This window comes from Micromonospora sp. CNZ296, from assembly GCF_007827635.1.
Map to the genome: position 1 here is coordinate 161,761 of NZ_VISW01000014.1, position 20,292 is coordinate 182,052.

The 20,292-nt window shown below is 74.4% G+C and carries 21 protein-coding genes and 1 tRNA gene; 4 read left to right on the forward strand and 18 right to left on the reverse strand.

Features of this window, described 5'->3' with window-relative positions:
• Positions 1-39 precede the first annotated feature (39 nt).
• The 7 genes from FB455_RS23090 to FB455_RS23120 all read right to left on the reverse strand — a co-directional run bounded on the left by FB455_RS23090 (position 40) and on the right by FB455_RS23120 (position 5,777).
• On the reverse strand, positions 40-978 hold the full coding sequence (locus FB455_RS23090; protein ID WP_013286374.1) for a DUF881 domain-containing protein: 939 nt from the start codon (positions 976-978) through the stop codon (positions 40-42).
• 10 nt (positions 979-988) lie between these two features.
• Positions 989-1,321: a small basic family protein gene (locus tag FB455_RS23095; protein ID WP_007071104.1), complete on the reverse strand. Its 333-nt coding sequence runs from the start codon at positions 1,319-1,321 to the stop codon at positions 989-991.
• Positions 1,318-2,283, reverse strand: a complete 966-nt coding sequence (locus FB455_RS23100) for a DUF881 domain-containing protein (RefSeq protein ID WP_030272215.1) — start codon at positions 2,281-2,283, stop codon at positions 1,318-1,320. The genes FB455_RS23095 and FB455_RS23100 overlap by 4 nt, the downstream gene beginning before the upstream one ends.
• Positions 2,280-2,918 carry a cardiolipin synthase ClsA gene (gene clsA, locus FB455_RS23105; protein WP_013286376.1) on the reverse strand — a complete coding sequence of 213 codons (639 nt, stop codon included), beginning with the start codon at positions 2,916-2,918 and terminating at the stop codon, positions 2,280-2,282. The genes FB455_RS23100 and clsA overlap by 4 nt, the downstream gene beginning before the upstream one ends.
• 307 nt (positions 2,919-3,225) lie before the next feature.
• Complete coding sequence (locus FB455_RS23110; RefSeq protein WP_013286377.1) at positions 3,226-3,696, reverse strand: MarR family transcriptional regulator; 471 nt, start codon at positions 3,694-3,696, stop codon at positions 3,226-3,228.
• Positions 3,697-3,744: 48 nt separating this feature from the next.
• Complete coding sequence (locus FB455_RS23115) at positions 3,745-4,932, reverse strand: PP2C family protein-serine/threonine phosphatase (RefSeq protein ID WP_030272213.1); 1,188 nt, start codon at positions 4,930-4,932, stop codon at positions 3,745-3,747.
• A 98-nt stretch (positions 4,933-5,030) separates the two neighbouring features.
• Positions 5,031-5,777 carry an SAM-dependent methyltransferase gene (locus FB455_RS23120; protein WP_013286379.1) on the reverse strand — a complete coding sequence of 249 codons (747 nt, stop codon included), beginning with the start codon at positions 5,775-5,777 and terminating at the stop codon, positions 5,031-5,033.
• A gap of 128 nt (positions 5,778-5,905) precedes the next feature.
• Between FB455_RS23120 and FB455_RS23125 the strand changes: the two genes are divergently transcribed.
• The 3 genes from FB455_RS23125 (at position 5,906) to FB455_RS23135 (ending at position 7,579) form a co-directional block, all read left to right on the forward strand.
• Positions 5,906-6,751 (forward strand): universal stress protein, encoded by an 846-nt coding sequence (locus tag FB455_RS23125; RefSeq protein ID WP_030272211.1) that lies wholly within the window; start codon positions 5,906-5,908, stop codon positions 6,749-6,751.
• 148 nt (positions 6,752-6,899) lie between these two features.
• A complete protein-coding gene (locus tag FB455_RS23130; protein ID WP_013286381.1) occupies positions 6,900-7,109 on the forward strand; it encodes a hypothetical protein in 210 nt (69 codons plus the stop codon).
• A complete protein-coding gene (locus tag FB455_RS23135) occupies positions 7,106-7,579 on the forward strand; it encodes a hypothetical protein (RefSeq protein WP_013286382.1) in 474 nt (157 codons plus the stop codon). The genes FB455_RS23130 and FB455_RS23135 overlap by 4 nt, the downstream gene beginning before the upstream one ends.
• Here the strand turns inward: FB455_RS23135 and FB455_RS23140 are convergent.
• Positions 7,576-7,776 carry a hypothetical protein gene (locus tag FB455_RS23140; protein ID WP_013286383.1) on the reverse strand — a complete coding sequence of 67 codons (201 nt, stop codon included), beginning with the start codon at positions 7,774-7,776 and terminating at the stop codon, positions 7,576-7,578. The genes FB455_RS23135 and FB455_RS23140 overlap by 4 nt on opposite strands.
• Positions 7,777-7,903: 127 nt before the next feature.
• Between FB455_RS23140 and FB455_RS23145 the strand changes: the two genes are divergently transcribed.
• Positions 7,904-8,560 carry a hypothetical protein gene (locus tag FB455_RS23145; RefSeq protein WP_013286384.1) on the forward strand — a complete coding sequence of 219 codons (657 nt, stop codon included), beginning with the start codon at positions 7,904-7,906 and terminating at the stop codon, positions 8,558-8,560.
• A gap of 6 nt (positions 8,561-8,566) precedes the next feature.
• On the opposite strand, the gene FB455_RS23150 is transcribed toward FB455_RS23145, so the two are convergent.
• The 10 genes from FB455_RS23150 to FB455_RS23190 form a co-directional block, all read right to left on the reverse strand.
• On the reverse strand, positions 8,567-8,749 hold the full coding sequence (locus FB455_RS23150; RefSeq protein ID WP_013286385.1) for a hypothetical protein: 183 nt from the start codon (positions 8,747-8,749) through the stop codon (positions 8,567-8,569).
• A gap of 66 nt (positions 8,750-8,815) precedes the next feature.
• Positions 8,816-10,093 (reverse strand): hemolysin family protein, encoded by a 1,278-nt coding sequence (locus tag FB455_RS23155; protein WP_013286386.1) that lies wholly within the window; start codon positions 10,091-10,093, stop codon positions 8,816-8,818.
• Positions 10,093-10,290: a hypothetical protein gene (locus FB455_RS23160; protein ID WP_013286387.1), complete on the reverse strand. Its 198-nt coding sequence runs from the start codon at positions 10,288-10,290 to the stop codon at positions 10,093-10,095. Before FB455_RS23160 ends, FB455_RS23155 begins: the two co-directional genes overlap by 1 nt.
• A 45-nt stretch (positions 10,291-10,335) precedes the next feature.
• Entirely contained in the window at positions 10,336-12,099 is a 1,764-nt protein-coding gene (selB, locus tag FB455_RS23165; RefSeq protein WP_145754956.1) for a selenocysteine-specific translation elongation factor, read from the reverse strand.
• A gap of 5 nt (positions 12,100-12,104) precedes the next feature.
• Positions 12,105-13,397, reverse strand: coding sequence for an L-seryl-tRNA(Sec) selenium transferase (selA, locus tag FB455_RS23170; protein ID WP_071094973.1), 1,293 nt, complete (start codon positions 13,395-13,397; stop codon positions 12,105-12,107).
• 22 nt (positions 13,398-13,419) lie between these two features.
• Positions 13,420-13,515, reverse strand: a tRNA-Sec gene (locus FB455_RS34370).
• A 44-nt stretch (positions 13,516-13,559) separates the two neighbouring features.
• The gene (nrfD, locus tag FB455_RS23175; RefSeq protein WP_145754957.1) at positions 13,560-14,741 is read right to left on the reverse strand and encodes an NrfD/PsrC family molybdoenzyme membrane anchor subunit; all 1,182 of its coding nucleotides are present in this window, start codon (positions 14,739-14,741) and stop codon (positions 13,560-13,562) included.
• Entirely contained in the window at positions 14,738-15,781 is a 1,044-nt protein-coding gene (locus FB455_RS23180) for a 4Fe-4S dicluster domain-containing protein (RefSeq protein WP_145754958.1), read from the reverse strand. Before FB455_RS23180 ends, nrfD begins: the two co-directional genes overlap by 4 nt.
• Positions 15,774-19,097: a formate dehydrogenase gene (gene fdh, locus FB455_RS23185; protein ID WP_145754959.1), complete on the reverse strand. Its 3,324-nt coding sequence runs from the start codon at positions 19,095-19,097 to the stop codon at positions 15,774-15,776. The genes FB455_RS23180 and fdh overlap by 8 nt, the downstream gene beginning before the upstream one ends.
• A 300-nt stretch (positions 19,098-19,397) precedes the next feature.
• Positions 19,398-19,985: a hypothetical protein gene (locus FB455_RS23190; protein WP_145754960.1), complete on the reverse strand. Its 588-nt coding sequence runs from the start codon at positions 19,983-19,985 to the stop codon at positions 19,398-19,400.
• Positions 19,986-20,292 lie beyond the last annotated feature (307 nt).

The window sequence follows — 20,292 nt, forward strand, 5'->3', positions numbered from 1 at the left end:
TCATCGGTGCACCGGAGAAACCGGCGCGGCCGCGACCGGTCACGAGACCGGCCGGGCGTGGTCCAGCTTGATCGGCGCGTGCAGCTGCGAAACCTCCACAACCTCACGATCCTCGGAGGTCACGTTACCGCCGCCGTCCCGCACCGATGCGACCACCCCGCCGGGAATGTTCAACGCCGTACGCATCGTCGCCGGATCACCGATCACCATGATCGTGAACGGACCCGTCAACCGCCGCCCGTCCACCACCAGCGCACCGTCGGGCCCGTCCACGAAATACGTCGACGCGATGATCCGCGCCGCCGTACCGTCCGTGCCCTGGATCTGCATCGCCTCCGCGCCCGCACCCCGCAACTCCTGCACCGCGTCCAGGATCCGCGTCGACGACACCGCCTTCGCCGGCCCCGAGAACCGCACCTCAAGACCCGGACCCACCGCCGGCAACGTACCCGCCAGGATGCCCAGCTCGTCCGCCCGCCGCGTCGCCTCCTCCAGCGCCGCCTGCCGGCCCTGCTCACCCGACCGCAGCTGCCGCTGGCTCTCCTCCAGCAACTCGATCTCCTGGCGCAGCCGCCGCTCCCGCGAATCCAGATCCGACGAGATCCGCACCAGGTCCTCCTCCCGCGTCGCCGCGAGCGTCGGATCCGTCGACGTCGTCTTGAACTGCACCACCAGCGTGAAACCCAGCAACGCCAGCAACACCGCGATCATCGCGCCCGCCGACGAGAACCGCCGCGCCGCCGACGGCGCACCGGCACCGGCCGCCGCACCCGGCTCCGGCTCGGACTCCGGCACCGCCTCCCGCTCCGCGGGCTCCGCCGCCTCGTCCGGCACCGGCTCCACCGGCGCCAACGGGCTCAACTCGTCCGGATCGGGCGCGTCCGGGCGCGGATCCGGCTCACCCGCCGGACCCGACGGCCGCGCCGGCTCCCCCGGCCGCGGCCACCCGGTACCCGTCTCCCTGTGTTCCTCGCTCATCGCCACAAACCTACGCCCGGAACAGGTGCCGGCGGATCGCCGCCACATTTCCGAAGATGCGCACCCCGAGCACGACCACCACACCGGTGGACAACTGACCGCCCACGCCCAACTGGTCACCCAGGTACACGATCAGACCCGCCACCAGCACGTTCGAGATGAACGACACCACGAACTGCTTGTCGTCGAAGATCCGGTCCAGCTTCGCCCGCACCCCACCGAACACCGCGTCCAACGCGGCCACCACAGCGATCGGCAGATACGGCTGCAACGCCGCCGGCACCGTGGGGTCCAGATACACCCCGAGCACCACACCGGCGAGCAACGCCAGCACCGCGATCATCGGCCACCTCCCGAGGGGCTGGAAGAACCACCCGGGCCGGACGACCCGGGACTCGACGAACCGGCGCCACCCGAACCCGACGGGCGCGCGCTCGCGCTCGGACCCGGGCTCGCCGGAGGCTCGGCGTAGCGTAGCCGCGGCTGCGGCGCCGCCGGCAAGGTGAGGTCGTCGACCCGCTTCACCCCGAACGACAGACCCGTCGTCCGCGCCACCTCACGCATCAACGCCGCCGCCCGGCTCTCGTCGAACCGGTCCCGCATCGACCTCGGCCCGATCGCCTGCACCTCGTACGGGCCCGTCACCGGCCGGTAGTCCACCAGGATCGCCTCACCCGCCGAACGGATCGTCGACGTCGCCGTCAACCGCTGCCCGTTCACCGCCACCGCCTCGGCGCCCGCCGCCCACAACGCGTTCGCGACCTTCTGCAGATCCGAATACAGCACCCGGGACGGGCCCGCGTCCCCGCCGGTCACCCCGTCCTGGTCCGCCGCCGCGTCGGCCAGCCGCACCACCACGCCGTCCCCCCGCACCCGGGCCAGGCCGGTGCCCGCCTCCAGCGTGCGCAACCGGGACGCCTGCGAACCGCTCAACGCCGCGTCCCGCTGCCGGCCGACCTCCTCACGCAACTGCTCGGCGCGCTCGGTCAACCGGTCGGTCTCCGCCTCCCGCCCCTTGATCTCGGCGACCAGACCCGCCCGCGCCGTCGCGCGGCTCGGCTCCTCCGCCACCGTCTCCCGGTACGCCACCGCGAACAGGAAACCGATCAGCGCCAGCACCACCAGGCTCACCGGCCGGCCCAGCACCTCCCGCAGCCGCGACATGGAGCCCGTCGCCCGGCGCGCCGCCGCGTCCCCGTACCCCGGGTCCAGCGGATTGCGGAACAGCTCGGTCAGGAAGTCCGGGGCGTACACCCGGGTCGACGGGTCGCGTTCCTTGTCCCCGTCCCGTGACGGCGTCGTCATGCCGCCGCCTCCGTACGCCGCGCCCGCATGGCCCGCACGAGGCGGCTCGCCTGGACCACGTACATCGCGCCGGCGACCCAGTAGAGGACCAGGCCCCACCAGGCCAGGCCCCAGCCGATCGCGCCTGCGGCGGTGCCGGCGTCCGGCACCGCGTCGGCCAGCAGCAGGATGGGGAACGCCGCCAGGAGCAGGAACGTCGCGGTCTTGCCCACGTAGTGCACCGGCGGCGGGCCGTAGCCGTACCGGCGCAGCACCCCGAGGGACACCAGCAGGAGCAGCTCCCGGGCCAGCAGCGCGCCGGTGAACTGCCAGGGCACCACCTCGCGGGCGGTGAACGCGAGCAGCGTGGCGAGGATGTAGAGGCGGTCGGCCAGCGGGTCGAGCAGCTCCCCGAGCCGGCTCACCTGGCCCAGGCGGCGGGCGATCCAGCCGTCCACCCAGTCGCTGGTGCCGCCCACGGCGAGCACCGCGATGGCGGCGACGTCGGCCCGCACCACGAGGAACAGGTAGAGGAAGATCGGTACGCCGACGAGCCGGACGAAACTGATCAGGTTGGGCAGCGTGAGGACGCGGTCTCCCACGACCGTGGCGGTCCCGGAATCCGGTTGCTCCGCTGGAGCCGGCCGACGCGACACCGAACCCTCCCTTCGCAGCACGGTCCGGCAGCCGGATGAACGGCCGCTGGAGGGACGTGCGCGTTGCCGGCCGGTCAGACGCCGGCGCCCTCTGTGATCCCGGGCTGGGACCTCCCCGACGCGGCCCGCCCTCGTGGTGATCACGGGCCGCCCAGTTGCGCTGCCACTATATCGGGCTCGCCGCTCTCGCCCGGTGGCCCGCTGCGTCGTTGCTCAGTGGTGTCACGGTGGTGACCGTCACAACCGCTAAAGCGTCCTAGGACACTAGTTGAGCGGTGGGACGCAGGGCGGACATCGGTACGAGGGATCAGGCGGTACGGGCGGTCGAGTCCGAGCCGGCCTGCGGGGCGGTGGCCGCCGCGGCCTGGCTGAACGCCACCAGCGCCAGCAGCAGCTCGTGCTGCACCCGGTTGGGCATCCGGTCGAGCACGGCCTGCACCGCCCGGTGCCGTCTCTCCTGGAGGTCGCGCAGCAGCGTGTCGGCGGCAGCGGTCGGGATCAGCCGCACCTCCCGCCGGTCGCGCGGGTCCGCCACCCGGCGCAGCAGGCCGACCGCCTCCAGACGGTCGCACAACCGGCTCGCCGACGAGGGGACCACGTCCAGCAGCTCGGCCAGCCGGTTCACGTTGGTGTCCGGATGCGACACGATCAGCGACAGCACCCGCAGCTGGGTGGGCGAGACGCCGACGGTGTGCCGGGACGTCGCCGAGTCGAGCACACCGATGAGCGCCTCCGCAGCCGATTCGATGGCCGCGGCAAGATTCGGAGGTCGCTCCACTCGCCGTCCCCTGCGATCGTCCCGCTCGTGTTCGCTCCGCAGCCCCGGTCACTGCCCCGTCACGTCGTCGGACCGGCTGGGGCCGCGCCAGTCCAGGCAGACGACGACCGCGTCGTCGCGGAGATCCGCGTCGGCATGGTACGCGTGCAGTTCGCGCATCACCGTACCAACTGCCTCGGTCGCCGGCTGCAGCCGAGTCGACCGCATCGCACGCGCCATCGCCCGGACGCCGTACGGCTCCTGCTCGTCGGGCTCCGCCGCGTACACCCCGTCGCTGACGACGAAGAGGCGATCGCCCGGCTCCAGAGTGAACTCCTGCACGTCGTAGCGCGTCTCGGCGAACATGCCCAGCGGCAGCTGCTGCTCCAGCGCGATCGGCGTGACGCGGCCCCCACGCAGCCGCAGCAGTTGCGGTGAGCCGGCGTCGACCACGCGCATCACGCCCCGGCGGCTGTCCAGCTCCAGCAGGAGCGTGGCCACGTGCCGGTCGCCCCGGTGCTGGTAGTAGATGGTGTCCGAGGCCAGCTCCGCCTGCTCCACCAGACTGCCGCCCGAACGCCTGGCGTTGCGCATGGCGTTCACCGTCATCGCCGTGAGCATCGACGCGGCCAGCCCGCTGCCGGTGCCGTTGAGCACGGTGAGGGTGAGCCGGTCGCCGTCCACCGACCAGTCGAAGTGGTCACCGCCCACGGTGTACGCCGGTTCGAGCTGCCCGGCGAGCAGCGCGTCACCGAGCCGTACGCTGCGCCCCGGCAGCAGGTCCCACTGCATCTCGGCAGCCATGCTCAGCCGCTCCCGCCGCCGGGCGCGCCGGTAGCGGTCGGTCTCCCGGTCGGCCGCCCGGATCGCCACTGCCAGTTCCCCGGCGGCGTCGCGCGCGGCCTCCACAGTGGCCGCGTCCGGGTCGCCGGGCAGCTCCACCATCAGCACGCCGAGCCGCTCCCCCCACACCGACAGCGGCAGGTAGGCGCGGCAGCGGCCGTCCTCGACGATGTCCAGCACCGGCTCCTGGCTGCTGAAGCAGCGCTGCGCGACGCTGTGGGCCAGCAGCGGGCCGCCGTCGGGCACGTCCGGGTCGAGCACCGGCCAGAGTCCGCTGGCGCGGTAGTCGGCGACGAACACCTCCGCCCGCGCGGCCCCGAGCGTCTGGCGCAGCACCGCGTCCGCGGTCTCCGCCAGTTGGTCGGGTGGCGCCGTGCGCAGGGCACGTGACACCGATCCGGACGCCTCCGGCATGCTCATCCTCCGATGACGACTATTGCTACAGGGCAAACATCATACGAAGGCCGCCAGACGGCGAACGCCCCGCCTCGGCCGGGCGTGACGGGACCGGCTCAGCCGGCCGTGCGGAACGCCAGCGCGCCGTGGAACGCATCCGGCACCGGCTCGGGCTCACCGGCCGGCCGCCACCGCGCCACCGGCACGATGCCGTCGCCGGTCGGCTGCCAGCGGCCCAGCAGCGGCGCGAACCGCTCGGGCGCCCGCATCCGGAACGCCGGGCCCATCATGGCCAGCGCCTCGGGGTGCCCGGCCAGCTCCTCGGTGTCGAAGTCGATCGCCAGCCGGCTGCCCGGCGCCACCGCCTGGTACAGCTCGTCGAGCGTACGGGCGAGCGTGTCGTCGTCCAGGAACGCCGCCAGCCCGAGGAAGACCACACCCACCGGCCGTCTCCCCCAGCCCGGCACGAACCGGTGCAGCTGCGCCCGGTCGACGGTCCCGATGTCGGTGGCGTCGCCGTAGCCGTACCCGGCCCGGTCGCTGCCGGCGAGCAGGCTCCGGCCCAGGCGGACCGTCTCCGGGTCCACGTCGGTGTAGAGCACTGTCGCCTCCGGTGCGACCTCGTGCACGTTGCCGCAGGTGGGCACACCCGCGCCGAAGACCAGGAAGCCGTCGATCCCGTCGGCGGCCATCGCCTGCACAGTGCGGCCGAGGAAACCACGCAGCGACCGGAAGATCGCCGCGCAGGGCCCGTACGCCGCCTCGAAAGCGGCGGCCGCGGCGACGTCCACCGGACGGTGGTGCCGGCCGCCGAGCCAGTAGTCGATCATGCGGGCGGTGCTCGGTCCGTCCGGCTGATCCATCGACGGGGCTCCCTCCCCTGGGTGCTGCACGCCAGCGTACCCACCGGGCGACCCCGGCGGTATCGCCCCGGGCCGCCCACCCGGGCCGCGATACTGGCCGCGGGGGCGCCGGCCACGAGGAGGTACGGGTGAACTCGGCGAACGGGGCCGCGGTGGTGGTCGGGGTGGACGGCTCCGAACCCGCGACACGGGCGGTGCGTCTGGCGGCCCGGGAGGCGCGGCGGCGCAACCGCCCGCTGCGGGTGGTGCACGGTTTCATCTGGCCGCTGCTGCGCGTGCCGGTCTCCGCGCCGGCCGGGTCACCACCCGGTGCCGGGTTGCGCAACCAGGCCGAGCAACTGGTCTCCGACGCGGTCGCGGCGGCCGAGGCGGAGTCGCCCGGCCTGCGCATCACCGGCGAGATCATCGACGGGGAGGCCGCCGCGGTGCTGCTCGGCGAGTCCCCCACCGCCGCCCTGATCGTCCTCGGCGACCGGGGACTGGGCGGATTCGCCGCGCTCGTGGTCGGGTCGGTCGCGGTGCAGGTCGCCTCGTACGCCGACTGCCCGGTGCTGATCGCGCGCGGCACCGCCCGCGCGGACGGCCCGGTCGTGGTCGGCGTGGACGGCTCCACGCCGTCGCGCGCCGCCGTCGAGTTCGCCGCCGAGACCGCGTCCGCGTGGGGCGCGCCGCTGCACGTGGTGCACGCCCGTCCCGCCCCGCCCGGGCGCAAGGGCGGGGCCGAGGAGGACGAGCGGGTGCTCACCGAGGCGGTCGCCGGGATCGGCGAACGGTGGCCGGACCTGCCGGTGCACGCCGAGACGGTACGCGCCAAACCGGTCGCGGCACTGACCACGGCGTCAGCCGGGGCTCAACTGGTCGTGGTGGGCCGGCAGGGCCGGGGCGAGCTGGGCGGGCTGCTGCTCGGCTCGGTCAGCCAGGGGATCCTGCACCGCGCCGCCTGCCCGGTCGCGGTGGTCCGCGCCTCCGACTGAACGGCGTCCGGCGCGCCCGGCTGAGCGGTGGTCCACACCCCCGCTTGAGCGGCGCCCCGGCCGGGCGGGGATGCGCCCGCAACGGTTGGTCCCGGCCCGGGCGGGTAGACGCCTACGGTCAGCCGACAGCGATCCGGAGGAGGCAGAGATGCCAGGACCACGGCCGGGCAGCAACGCGTACGACAAGCAGCGAGCACGCCTTCGCGACCTCGTCGAACAGTCCGGACGGGCGTCGGACAAGGAGGCGAACCAGGTCGCCAACCGGATCCTCCAGGACGACCGGGGGCAACGCGGTGTGGTCCGGGGCGAACGGACCTACGGCCCCAAGGGCAACCGGGAACCGGGTGACCCGAAGTGAGGACGGCAGCGGTTGTCGACGGCGCCATCGCGGGCGCCGTCGGCAGCGCCGTCCTCAACGCGGTCTCGTACCTCGACATGGCGTTGCGGGCCCGGCCGGCCAGCAGCACCCCGGAATCGGTCGCCGGACGGCTCGCCGACGTCACACACGTCGACCTGGGCCCCGGCGACGAGGCGGAGAACCGCCGCTCCGGTCTGGGGCCGTTGCTCGGGTACGCCACCGGCATCGCCGCGGGGGCCGCGTTCGGTCTGCTCGCCGCGCGCCGGCGAATCCCGTTGCCGCTGGCCACGGTGGTGCTCGGCGGCGGGGTGATGGCCACCTCCGATGGCTCGATGACGGTGCTCGGCGTGACCGACCCGCGTACCTGGCGGCGCAGCGACTGGGTCTCCGACCTGATCCCGCACCTCGCGTACGGGCTGTCGGCCGCAGCCACCTGGCGGCGGCTGCGGCCGACGTCGGCTCGCGGCTAGCTCTCGTCGTCGGCGACCGGCTCACCGGCCGGGCCGTACGGCGACACCTGTCCCTTGGGGACCGGGCGTCCCGCGTCGCCGTTCGACGTGCCCCGGCCTCGCGAACGGCTGCCCGCCTGGGTGGCCGTCTTACGGCTGTCCTGGCTGGTGGCGCCGAGGTCGTTCCGGCGCAGTTCCTCCTGCTGCGGCTTGACCACGGGTCTCTCCTTCCCGGTGGAGCACACGGCCGTCGACCGCGCACCCGACCCGCGTACCCGCCGCCGCCCGGCGCATTCCGGATCGGCCCGGGGGTCTGGCCGGGCCCGGGGCGGGTAAGCCGGACGGATGCCAGACGATCGCAACGTCGCGCGCGCCCTGCTGGAACGGCAGAACCGCACATACGCGGAGGAGGCCGGCATCGCCCTCGCGGACCGGCCCGGCCCGCTGTACCAGTTGCTGGTGCTCACCACGCTGCTGAGCACCCGGATCCGGGCCTCGGTGGCGGTGGCCGCCGCCCGGGAGCTGTTCGCCGCCGGCTACCGCACCCCGCAGGCGATGGAGGCGGCGAGCTGGCAGGACCGGGTCGACGCGCTGGGCCGGGGCCACTACCGGCGCTACGACGAGCGGACCGCCACCATGCTCGGCACCGGCGCCCGGCTCTGCCTGGACCGCTGGCACGGCGACCTGCGCCGGCTGCACAAGGAGGCCGGCGCCGACCGGGCCGTGCTGCGCCGGCTGCTCACCGAGTTCCCCGGCATCGGCCCCACCGGTGCGGACATCTTCCTGCGGGAGGCGCAGTCGGTGTGGCCGGACGTGCGCCCGTACGCCGACCGGCGCACGCTCGCCGGGGCGCGGCGGCTGGGCCTGCCGGCGAGCCCCGGTGACCTGGTCGGGCTGGTCGGCGAGGCCGACTTCGGCCGGCTGGCGTCGGCGCTGGTGCGGGTGGCCCTGGGCGAGGAGTCGGCGGGCGAGGTGAGTCGCAGCGCCGCCACGGCCCACTGAGGGTCGCTACTTGGCCGGGCCGGGCTTGGTCAGGTTCCAGGCCAGCAGCGAGGCGAGCAGCGCGAGCAGCACCACGCCACCGGAGACGCCACCCTCCTCGCCGCTGCCACGACTTCCGGAGAAGCCGAAGTAGATCACGGCCAGTCCGGCCAGCACGGTGACGAACGTACGCAGTCCTCGGTCCTTCACGCCCGGACCGTACGACCGGCGACGCGGCCCGGGACGGGTATCGGGCGGTTGTCCCCCGTCCGGGTGTCAGTCCGGCGTGCGGCCGACAGCGGGGCCGCGCAGCCGGACCCGGCGGATCGCCCGCCCCGCCACCTCGACCACCTCCACGGTGAGGCCGGGCAGCCGCACCCGCTCCCCCGGCCCCTCGGGGAGCCGGCCCAGGCCGGCCAGCACCAGCCCGGCCACCGTGGTGTACTCCCGGGACAACGGGAACGTCACGCGGACGCCCACGTCGGGCAGGTCGTGCAGCGGGAAGTCGCCCGGCAGCAGCAGCGCGCCGTCCGGCTCCCGCACGGCGCGGCGCACGTCCCGGTCGGTCTCGTCGTACAGCTCGCCGACCACCTCCTCGAGCAGGTCCTCCATGGTGACCAGGCCGTCCACGCCGCCGTACTCGTCGACCACCAGGGCGAGCTGCTCGTGCCGCTGGCGCAGTTGCCGCATCGCGTCGGCCACCGGCAGCGTGCCTGGTAGCAGCACCGGCGGGCGGGCCCGGTCGCCGACGAGCGCGCCGTCGGCGTCCACCAGGTCGCGGATGTGCACGGTGCCGCGTACGTCGTCGAGCCCGCCGGGTCCGATCACCGGCGCCCGGGACCGGCCGCCGGCCGCCAGCCGGCGCATCGCCTCCGCCGCGGGCAGGTCGGCGGGCAGAGTGGTCACGTCGCGGCGCGCGACGAGGATCTCCCGCAGCGTACGGCCGGCGATGTCGAACGCCCCGGCGAGGATCTCCCGCTGCTGGGCGGACAGGCCGCGCTGGCTGACCAGCATCTCCCGCAGTTCCTCCTCGGTCACCTCCTCCCGGCTGGCGCGCGGGTCGCCGCCGGCGAGCCGGACCAGCAGGTCGGTGGAGCGGCCGAGCAGCCACACCGCCGGCCGGGACAGCCGGGCCAGCAGGTCCAGCGGCCCGGCGCTGACCAGCGCCCACCGCTCCGCCGTCTGCATGGCCAGCCGCTTGGGTGCCAGCTCCCCCACCACGAGCGTGAGGAACGTCAGCAGCAGTGTCACCAGGAACACCGCCACCGGGCGGGCGGCCGCGCCCAGGAAACCCAGCGGGCCGACCAGCGGCTCGGCCAGCGTCACGGCGGCGGCGGCCGAGGCGAGGAACCCGGCGAGCGTGATGCCGAGCTGGATGGTGGCCAGGTAGCGGTTCGGTTCGCGGGTGAGGCGGCTCAGCCGCGCCCCGGCCCGCCCGGACCGCGCCAGCCGGCGCAACTGCCCCTCCCGCAGGCTCACCAGCGCCATCTCGCTGCCGGACAGGGCGGCGTTGATCAGGATCAGCACCAGCACCAGCGCGACCTGCACGCCCATCAGTCGGTCTCCAGGTCGTCCAGCGAGATCGCGTGGGTCATCAGCCAGCGGGCCAGCGCGGCCATCCCGAACAGCCACAGCGGCGCCGACTCGGTGGGGCCGTTCGTGGCGAAGATCGCGAAGCGCAGGTCCGGGGCCCGGTACGCCTCGATCCGCCACTTGTGGTTCTTGTCCCGCCAGACCGCGGAAGGGTCCATGGCGTCACGGTAGGTGACCGGCGTGGGCCGGTGGCACCGGTTGGCTCAGCCCGGCGGGCGGACCACCTCGCGGGCGTCGTCAGGGAGCCGCCGGGTGGCGCCGCGCCGGTCCAGCAGTTCCAGCAGCGGCACCGCCACCCGGCGGGTGGTGCCGAGCGCCTGCCGGGCGGCGCTGAGCGTGAACGGCTGCGGCAGCCCGGCGAGCACGCGTACCGCGTCGTCCGGGGCGCCCGGCAGCAGCACCACGTTCTCGGCCAGCTTCAGCAACGCGCCGGCGCGTACCGCGGCGCCGATCTCGCGGGGCCCGAGCCCGAGGTCGGCCAGGTGGTGCGCCTCGGGGGCCTGGAACGGCCGGTCGCCGTACTCGGCCCGGACCCGGTCCACCGCCCGGGCCACCGGGTCCGGCAGAGTCCCCTGCGGGGCGGCGGTGACCAGACCGTCGCGCAGTCGCAGCGGCGGGCGCAGCAGCGCCGTGACCAGAGCACGCTCGGGCAGGTCGAGCCGGTGCCGCAGCACGTCGACCGGTACGCCCGCGGCGAGCGGATGCTCGGCGGCGTACCGGGCCACCTCCTCGGTGAGGCGACGACCCAGGTCCCGCCAGTGCTCCGGGTCGGCCAGCCACTGCCCGGCCACCGGCGTCGCGGTCGGCGGCACGCCCATCCGGGTCAGGTCACCGGCACGGACCAGCCGTCGCCGGCGCAGCTCCCCGGCCAGGTCCGGCCGCCCGTCCAGGCCGGCCAGCACCGCCGCGCGGGCGGCCGCCGCGCCCCGGCGGCGCAACGGCGGCGGGTCCACGTCCAGCACCGTCACGCCGCCCGCGACGTGGTGCCGGCCGGGGTCGCGCAGCAGCGCCCGGTCCCCGATCAGCAGCGGCAGCGGGCGGGCCAGGCGCAGCCGTACCGTGTCCGGGCCCAGCGGCCGGACCCGGGCGGGCACCGCCGCCGAGCCCACGTGCAGCGTGAGCGTGGCCGGCAGGTCGGCGGCGGGGTCGCCGGACAGCCGCACGTCGAGCAGGTCGGTACGCCCGAACCGGCCGGGCGTGAGCAGCGCGTCGCCGCGCCCGATCCGGTCCCGGGGCAGGCCGCGCAGGTTCACCGCGGCCCGGGCCACCGCCTCGAGGTCGGTGCGCGCGACGCCGAGCGAGTGCAGTCCGCGTACGCGCACCGCCTCGCCGGTGGCGGCCAGCTCCAACTCGTCGCCGGCACGCAGCCGGCCACCGCCGAGCGTGCCGGTGACCACCGTGCCGCTGCCGCGTACGGTGAACGCGCGGTCCACCCAGAGCCGTACCGGGGCGTCCCGGGCCGGGTCGGGCAGCCGGGCGGTCAGGCGGTCCAGCGCGGCGCGCAGCTCGGGGAGACCGGCGCCGGTGACCGCGGAGACCGGCACCGCCTCCACAGCGCCCAGCGACGTGGCGGCGATCTCTGCGAGGGCCCGCGCCGCCGCCGGCCCGGGATCGGCCAGGTCCGCGCGGGTGACCGCGAGCAGCCCGTACGACACACCCAGCGCGTGCAGCGCGGCCAGGTGCTCGGCGGACTGCGGCATCCAGCCCTCGTCGGCGGCCACGACGATCAGCGCGGCCGGGACCGGGCCGATGCCGGCGAGCATGTTCGGCACGAACCGCTCGTGCCCCGGTACGTCGACGAAGGCGAGGGTGCCGCCCGACGGCAGTGTGGTCCAGGCGAAGCCGAGGTCGATGGTCATGCCCCGGCGGCGTTCCTCCGCCCACCGGTCCGGTTCCATCCCGGTCAGCGCCCGCACCAGCGTGGACTTGCCGTGGTCGACGTGCCCGGCGGTCGCCACCACCCACATGCCGGTCAGTCCCCCACGCTCAGCACGGCCGCCCGGACCCGGTCGTCGGCGCTCTCCGGCACGGCGCGCAGGTCCAGCAGGAGACGGCCGTGCAGCACCCGGCCGAGGATCGCCGGGTCGCCGGTGCGCAGCGGCTCGGCGTACCGCTCGGGCAGGCTCAGCGCCCACGAGTCCAGCTCCACGCCGGGCGCCCCGCCGCCGCCGACCACAGCGACGCCGGGCACCACCTCGGCCTTGCAGCCGTCCTCGCCGAGCCGGTCACGCAGCCGCTCCAGCCGCTGCCGCAGCCGAGCCGGGTCGGCGTGCAAGGCGTCCCGGGTGGGCGTGGACGGCGCGTACAGGGTGGCGGCGAGCGCGGCGAGGGTGAGCTTGTCCACCCGCAGCGCCCGCGCCAGCGGGTGGCGGCGCAGCCGGTGCACGAGGTCGGCGTCGCCGAGCAGCAGACCGGCCTGCGGGCCGCCGAGCAGCTTGTCGCCGCTGGCGGTGACCAGGTGCGCGCCCGCCCGCAGCGTGGTGGCCGCGTCCGGCTCGGCCGGCAGCAGCGGGTCCGGCGCGAGCAGCCCCGACCCGATGTCGGCCACCACGGGTACGCCCAGCGTGGCCAGCTCGGCCACCGGCACCGCCGAGGTGAACCCGGTGACCACGAAGTTCGACGGGTGCACCTTGAGCACGAACCCGGTGTGCTCGCCGATCGCGGCCTCGTAGTCGGCACGCGTGGTGCGGTTCGTGGTGCCCACCTCGCGTAGCCGCGCGCCGGTGCTGGCCAGCAGGTCCGGCAGGCGGAACCCGTCGCCGATCTCGACCAGCTCGCCGCGGCTCACCACGATCTCCCGGCCGGCGGCCAGCGCGGTGGCGGCGAGCGCCAGGGCGGCGGCGCCGTTGTTCACCACGTGCACCGCCCCGGCGTCTGGCACCGCCGCGGCGAGCGCGTCGAGCGCCTCCCGGCCGCGCCGGGCCCGTCGCCCGGTCCGCAGGTCCAGTTCCACGTCGGTGTGCCCGGCGGCGGCGACCAGGGCGTCCACGGCGGACGGGGCGAGCGGCGCGCGGCCCAGGTTGGTGTGCAGCACGACGCCGGTGGCGTTGAGCACCGCGCGCGGCGTACGGCCGGGCAGGTCCGCCAGCGCCGCGTCGCGTACCCCCTCGGGGGTCAGCTCACCGCGGCGGGCGCGGTCCTGCGCGCGGACGATCGCGGCCTTGACCCGGTCGCGGCCGAGCGTGCCGACGGCGGCGGCCAGCGCGGGATCGGCGAGCAGCGCGTCGGTGCGCGGCACCCGCCGTCGCGGGTCGACCTCACGCATCGGCGCACTCCCGGGAACGGTTTGGCGGAGACGGACGGGAATCGAACCCGCCTGGCCCGGATCCCGGACCACACCGGTTTTGAAGACCGGGAGGGGCACCAGCCGCCTGAACGCCTCCACGCAGAAGTCAACCACAGCGGACGGAAGGCCGCCCGGGGAGGTTCAGTCCTGCTCGGCGGCCCGCCGGTCGGCGCGTTCGCGCTGCGGCACCACCGTGTACCGCGGATCGCGCGCCGAGGCGACCCCGCCGTGGAAGATGCCGAACCGGGTGCACACCGACGCGGCGATCAGCGCACCGCCGGACAGCGCGGACAGCACCCGGCTGCGGCGGCCGAGCAGCGCGCCCACGACACCGGCGGCGGTCAGCGCACGGCCCGCGCGCAGCAGCTTCCCGGGTGTGCCCTGCGTGTAGGGCTCGCTGAGCAGCCCGAGCCGGTTCTCCACCCGGTGCGAACCCCACAGCTCCATCGCCGCGCCCGCGACCGCGAGGCGCCGCGCCGGACCGGCCTGCGCGCCGGGCGCGGCCACCAGGCCGACACCCGCGCCGCTGGCCAGCGCGCTGCCCGCGAAGATGGCCGGCAGTTCCGGGTACGCCTCGTGCCACGACGGCACCGCCGTGTCCGCCAGCAGCACCCCGGTGTACGTGGCCAGCGCCGGCGCGGTGACGGCGGCGACCAGGCCGGCGGCGTGCCCGGCCGGGGGCAGCAGCCGGCGGCCGAGCCCCAGCACGCCGCGCTCGGGCAGCAGCGGGGCCGCCTCGGCGATCGCCGCGACCCCGGCGGCCGGGCCGAACACGCTGAGGATCCACGTGCCCACCGACATCGGCGAGGTCACCTTCGCCACCCGCAGCATGTGGTGGAAGCGCGACGGCCGCCCCAGGTCGTTCACCAGGAAGTACGTGCTGGCGCCGACCGCCGCGAGCGCGGTGACCCGGCCGGCGCGCCGCAGCGCCGGGCGGCCGGTGAGCTGCCCGCCCGCCGCGAGCAGCGACGAGCCGGCGGCGAGACCGCCGGTGAACAGGTACGCGGCGATGTCCCACCGCCACACCGGCGGCTTGAGGATGGGCCGGCCGTAGTAGGAGGTGAACTCGGCCGGCGGGACGTTGAGCTGCTCCCCACCGCCCTTGCCGCCCCTGCCCCGGCGTCGGCGCGGTGCCGCGTCGCGGGGCGGATGCGGGGCGAGGCCGGCGTCGCGGGAGCCCGCGTCGGTGCGGCCCACGCCGGGACCGGCCGCGGTAGCCCGGCTGCCGTTCTCCCGCTCGGCGGCGCCGCCGTTCTCCGTTTCGGCGGACAGGCGCTCGCGGAAGCGGCGGAACAGGTCACCGACCGGGCGGTCCGGACTCACGACGATCCTCCGACGAACGCGGCGACGGCAGCCGCCGCCATGGCCAGGGCGGCGAACCCGGCCCGCTTCCACATCTTCGGCAGGTCCCGGGTGGTGACCACCGGGTCCGGCGGCAGCCCGTACACCTCCGGCTCGTCCAGCAGCAGGAAGAACGCGCCGTCGCCGCCGACACCGTCGGTCGGGTCGTGGCCGTACAGGCGCGCCTCCGGCACACCCCGCTCGTGCAACGCGGTGACCCGCTTGGCGGCCCGTTCCCGCAGCTCGTCGAGCGGCCCGTACTGGATCGACTCGGTCGGGCACGCCTGCGCGCAGGCGGGCGTCATGCCCGCGCCGACCCGGTCGTAGCACAGCGTGCACTTCCACGCCCGGCCGTCGCCCTTGCGCTGGTCGATCACGCCGTACGGGCAGGCGGAGATGCAGTAGCCGCAGCCGTTGCAGATGTCCTCCTGCACCACCACCGTGCCGAACTCGGTGCGGAACAGCGAACCGGTCGGGCACACGTCCAGGCAGGCCGCGTGCGTGCAGTGCTTGCACACGTCGGACATCATCAGCCAGCGGAAGTCGGTGCGGCTCTCCACGCCGGTGGCCCGCCCGGGCGGCTGGGCGCCGGGCATGCCGAGGAACTCCGGACCGGCGGCCATCCGCGCCGCCGCCTCCGGCTGCCCCGGCGGCAGGCCGGGATTCGTACCGGTGTCGGGAGCGGTGAGCGCGCCGGCCGCCGCTGACGCCGGGCTGGTCGCCGGGCCGGTCGGGTCACCGGCGAACGGCGGCGTGCGGTGCCCGGCCGGGCGGGGCTGCTCGATGAACGCGACGTGCCGCCACGAGTTCGCGGTCAGCGCGCCGGTGTTGTCGTACGACATGCCGAGCAGGTCGAAACCCGAGTCGGGGACGCCGTTCCACTCCTTGCAGGCCACCTCGCACGCCTTGCAGCCGATGCAGACGCTGGTGTCGGTGAAGAAGCCCATCCGCGGCGGCGCGTCGACCCAGCCCGCGTCCGGGGCCGGGTCGAGCGGGCCGTACAGGCTGTTGGCGTCAGGCATCCCGATCCCCGTCCTGGTGCGCGGCGGCCGACTGCTCGTCGGTGCTGCCGGCGGCGTCGTCCCCGCCGGCCGCGTCGGTGGTCACCACCGGCACCTTGCGGTCCGGCGTCATCCCGGCCCGCCGCTGGTAGTCGCCGACCAGGTCGAGCAGCGGCGGACCGGTGGGCCGCCGCCCGGGCCGGACGTCGCAGGTGCCGACCTTGCTCTCCTGGATGAGGACGTTCGGGTCCAGCGTGATGCCGAACAGGTCGTTCGCCGAGTCGCCGGTGACCAGACCCTCGGTGCCGAAGTGGTACGGCAGCCAGACCTGGTGGATGATCCGGCCGTCCACCCGCAGCGGGGTGAGCCGGTCGGTGACCAGCACCCGCGCCTCGATCACCGCGCGTCCGCTGATCAGGTGCGCCCAGCCCAGGTGGGCCAGCCCGATCTCGCCGGCCAGCTCCGGGGACACCTCGACGAACATCTCCGGCTGCAGCTCGGCCAGGCGCGGCACGGTACGGCTCATCCCACCGGCCGTGTGGTGCTCGGTGAGACGGCTGACCGTGAACACGTACGGGAAGACCTGGCTGTGCGGCTCCGGCGGACTCGGGTTCATCCGGTTGATCGGATGCTCGTAGATCTTGCGGGTCGGGTTGGCCTGCTGACCGTAGAGCGGGTTGCGCATCGGCGACTCGGCCGGCTCGTAGTGCGTCGGCAGCGGACCGTCGAGGACTCCGCTCGGCGCGTACAGCCACGCCTTGCCGTCGCCCTGCATGACGAACGCGTCGTCACCGGCGAGCGCCGCCGGGCCCGACGCGCCCTCCGGCGGCCGGTATGACGGCGGCTTCGTCTTCTCGAAGTCCGGCACGTCGTACCCGGTCCACTCGCCGGCGTCCGGATCCCACCAGACGTACTTCTTGCGCTCGCTCCACGGCCGGCCCTCGGGGTCGGCGGAGGCGCGGTTGTAGAGCGTGCGCCGGTTCGCCGGCCACGCCCAGCCCCACTCGGCCGCCACCCAGTCCTGCTCGTGGCGGGACCGGCGGCGGGCCGCCTGGTTCACGCCGTCGGCGTACACGCCGGAGTAGATCCAGCAGCCGATCGCGGTGGAGCCGTCGTCGCGGGCCTCGCCGAACGCGTTCAGCAGGCGGCCGGTCGCCACCTCGTACCCGTTGATCTCCTTGAGCACCGCCTCGGCGCTCGGCTCGGCGTGCGGACCGTGCGTCGGATAGTCCCAGGTCAGGTCCAGCAGCGCCCGGTCCCGGCGCTCGGTGGAGGCGGCCAGCTTCTCCCGCAGCACCCGGCCCAGGTGGTAGAAGAACCACAGCTCGGAGCGGGCGTCGCCCGGCGGGTCGACGGCCTTCTCCCGCCACTGCAGCAGCCGCTGCGTCTGGGTGAAGGTGCCCTCCTTCTCCACGTGCGAGGCCGCCGGCAGGAAGAACACCTCGGTGCGGCACTCCTCCGGCACGATCTCGCCGGTGGCGACCTCCGGGCTGTTCTTCCAGAACGTGGCGCTCTCGATCATGAACAGGTCGCGGACGACGAGCCAGTCCAGGTTGGCCATGCCCAGGCGCTGAGCGCGGCCGTGCGCCGAGCCGACCGCCGGGTTCTGGCCGAGCAGGAAGTAGCCCTTCACCTTCCCGTCGATCATGTTCAGGACCTGCTGGTACGTGCCGTGGTCGCCGGTCATCCGGGGCATGTAGCCGTAGCAGAAGTCGTTCTCCGGCGTCGCCGCGTCACCCCAGTACGCCTTGAGCAGGCTCGCCGCGAAGGCCCGCGAGTCGCCCCAGAAGCCCTTCTGGCCCGGGTGCCGGATGCTGTCCACCCACTCGTCGAACGTCGGGTGGTCGGCGTGGTGCGGCATCGGCAGGTAGCCGGGCAGCAGGTTGAACAGCGTCGGGATGTCGGTTGAGCCCTGGATGCTGGCGTGCCCGCGCAGCGCCAGGATGCCGCCACCCGGGCGGCCCATGTTGCCCAGCAGCGTCTGGATGATCGAGCCGGTGCGGATGTACTGCACGCCGACGCTGTGCTGCGTCCAGCCGACCGAGTAGACGAGCGCGCCGGTGCGCTCCCGGCCCGAGTTCTCCGTCCAGGCGCGCGCCAGTTCGAGGAACTTCTCCTCCGGGATGCCGCACACGCGGGCCACCATCTCCGGGGTGTAGCGGGAGAAGTGCCGCTTCAGGATCTGGTAGACGCAGCGCGGGTGCTGCAACGTCTCGTCCCGCGGGGCCTGCGCCGGCACCGGCTCGCCGTGCGACTCGTGCTCCAGCCCGGAGGCCGAGTCGCGTTCCTTGCCGGTGCCCCGGACCTTGGCGTTGTCCTCCTGCCCCTCGTACTGCCAGCTCGCGTGGTCGTACGAGCCGGTGTCCGGGTTGTAGCCGGAGAACAGGCCGTCCAGGTCCTCGGTGTCGACGAACTGCTCGCTGACGATGTTGGCCGCGTTCGTGTACGCCAGCACGTACTCCCGGAAGTCCAGCTCGTTCTCCAGGATGTAGCGCACCACGCCGCCGAGCAGTGCGATGTCGGTGCCCGCCCGGATCGGCAGGTACGTGTCGGCGAGCGCGCTGGTACGCGTGAACCGCGGGTCGACGTGGAAGACCTTCGCGCCGCGCTTCTTCGCCTCCATCACCCACTGGAAGCCCACCGGGTGGGCCTCGGCCATGTTCGAGCCCTGGATGACGATGACGTCAGCGTTGGCGAGGTCCTGCTGGAAGTCCGTGGCGCCGCCGCGACCGAAGCTGGTCCCCAGACCGGGGACGGTGGCGGAGTGTCAAATACGGGCCTGGTTCTCGATCTGGAGTGCCCCCATCGCCGTGAACAGCTTCTTGATGAGGTAGTTCTCCTCGTTGTCGAGCGTCGCGCCGCCGAGGCTGGAGATGCCCAGCGTCCGGTTCAGCGGGCGGCCCTCGTCGTCGACGTCCTCCCAGGTCTCCGCGCGGGCGGCGAGGATCCGGTCGGCGATCATGTCGAGCGCGACGTCGAGGTCCAGGTCTTCCCACTCGGTCGCGTACGGCCGGCGGTAGCGCACAGTGGTCTGGCGCAGCGGGCTGGTCACCAGGCTCTTGCTGGCCGAGCCCTTCGGGCAGAGCCGGCCGCGCGAGATCGGGCTGTCCGGGTCGCCCTCGATCTGGGTGACCTGGCCGTCGGAGTGGAAGACGCGCTGCCCGCAGCCGACCGCGCAGTACGGGCAGACCGAGCGGGCCATGCCGTCGGCGGTCTCGGTGCGGGCGGTCAGGCCGGCGGAGCGGGCCGACTGGGCGGCGGCGCCGCGACCGAGCGGGTCGGTGCCGGTGAGTTGCCGGTAGACCGGCCACCCCTGGATGAACGTCTTGAAACCCATCCGGGCACCCCCCTCTCCGTCGAGAACGGCTCACCTCTGCCAGTAACCCTAGGCCAGCGGCCCGGGGCGTGCGACTCGAGCCCACAGACAGAGCCGCCCCGGCCGGATGGCCGGGGCGGCTCTGGGCGTCGGTGTGCATGTCGCCTCTCGGCGAGTGGCGCGACGCGGCTCCAGCCGAACGGTATTCCGCGAAGGCAATTTAGGTGAGGCCCGGGGACACTGAACACACCGACGCTCTGCACAACGGTACCGGGGTCACGGTTCTTCCGCTCGTTCGTCGTGACCCCGGTCACCGCCGGGTCAGCTGTTCCAGTGCTGGGCGACGAGGTCGGCGGCCTGCTGCTCCCACTGGGCGTAGTGGTCGGGGTAGGCGGAGACCTGGACGGTCTGGGCGGCCTTGGTCAGGGGCATGTCCTGCCAGCCGTCGACCTGCTTCAGACCCTTCAGGAACGCCGTCGTGGAGTACTCGGGGTCGGTGATCTGCTCGACCGTGCCCCAGCCGGAGGAGGGGCGCTGCTGGAACAGGCCCTGCGAGTCGTGGTCGTTGCGGTCACCGAGGTGGCCGAGGTTCTCCAGCTTCGACTCCTGCAACGCCGTGGCGATGGAGACGACGGCGGCGCGCTCGTCCATGCCGGCCTTCTTGGTGGCGGCGATGATGGCCTTGACGTTGGCGGTCTGCTCGTCGTTGAGGTCGATGTGGGACTGGTTGCCCTGCACGCCGTGCGGGATGAGTGTGGCGGTGTCGAGCTTCGCGGCGGCCTGAGTGGTGGTGACCGCGGCGTCCCGGGCGGTGGGGGTGCTGTCGTGGTTGAGGGGGCCGGCGGCGAGGCCACCGGCGACGGTCAGACCGGCGATACCGAGGATGCTCTTACGCAGGATCGTGTTCATGAGGGGGCTCCATTCGGGGGTCGACGCACACCCGGGGGTGGGGTGCGTGGGCACCGTCAGGCGCTCAAGAAGTCTTCGGGGGATCCGGCTCGCTGCCCGTGGTCCGGGGCGCCGGAGGCATGTGCAACGACCGCCGCCCCGGGATCATTCCGGGGGCCTGCACCCGCGTTCGTGTGCTGCGGGGGTGCTGCTGCGGTCGTTCACCAGGTATAACGCCCCGGCCCCGCCCACGATTCCGCCAGCCGGGTGTCCCCCACCACCCCAGAACCCGACACCCGCCCCACCCTCGGACACCGCCCCCGAACCA

What these genes read in the sequence shown, in the direction of transcription:
- FB455_RS23100 (WP_030272215.1), bottom strand. Translation starts at nt 2,283, where the DNA reads ATGACGACGCCGTCACGGGACGGGGACAAGGAACGCGACCCGTCGACC.
- FB455_RS23095 (WP_007071104.1), bottom strand. Translation starts at nt 1,321, where the DNA reads ATGATCGCGGTGCTGGCGTTGCTCGCCGGTGTGGTGCTCGGGGTGTAT.
- FB455_RS23155 (WP_013286386.1), bottom strand. Translation starts at nt 10,093, where the DNA reads ATGGGCGTGCAGGTCGCGCTGGTGCTGGTGCTGATCCTGATCAACGCC.
- FB455_RS23090 (WP_013286374.1), bottom strand. Translation starts at nt 978, where the DNA reads ATGAGCGAGGAACACAGGGAGACGGGTACCGGGTGGCCGCGGCCGGGG.
- FB455_RS23160 (WP_013286387.1), bottom strand. Translation starts at nt 10,290, where the DNA reads ATGGACCCTTCCGCGGTCTGGCGGGACAAGAACCACAAGTGGCGGATC.
- FB455_RS23130 (WP_013286381.1), top strand. Translation starts at nt 6,900, where the DNA reads ATGCCAGGACCACGGCCGGGCAGCAACGCGTACGACAAGCAGCGAGCA.
- FB455_RS23145 (WP_013286384.1), top strand. Translation starts at nt 7,904, where the DNA reads ATGCCAGACGATCGCAACGTCGCGCGCGCCCTGCTGGAACGGCAGAAC.
- FB455_RS23120 (WP_013286379.1), bottom strand. Translation starts at nt 5,777, where the DNA reads ATGGATCAGCCGGACGGACCGAGCACCGCCCGCATGATCGACTACTGG.
- FB455_RS23180 (WP_145754958.1), bottom strand. Translation starts at nt 15,781, where the DNA reads ATGCCTGACGCCAACAGCCTGTACGGCCCGCTCGACCCGGCCCCGGAC.
- selA (WP_071094973.1), bottom strand. Translation starts at nt 13,397, where the DNA reads ATGCGTGAGGTCGACCCGCGACGGCGGGTGCCGCGCACCGACGCGCTG.
- FB455_RS23190 (WP_145754960.1), bottom strand. Translation starts at nt 19,985, where the DNA reads ATGAACACGATCCTGCGTAAGAGCATCCTCGGTATCGCCGGTCTGACC.
- FB455_RS23115 (WP_030272213.1), bottom strand. Translation starts at nt 4,932, where the DNA reads ATGCCGGAGGCGTCCGGATCGGTGTCACGTGCCCTGCGCACGGCGCCA.
- selB (WP_145754956.1), bottom strand. Translation starts at nt 12,099, where the DNA reads ATGTGGGTGGTGGCGACCGCCGGGCACGTCGACCACGGCAAGTCCACG.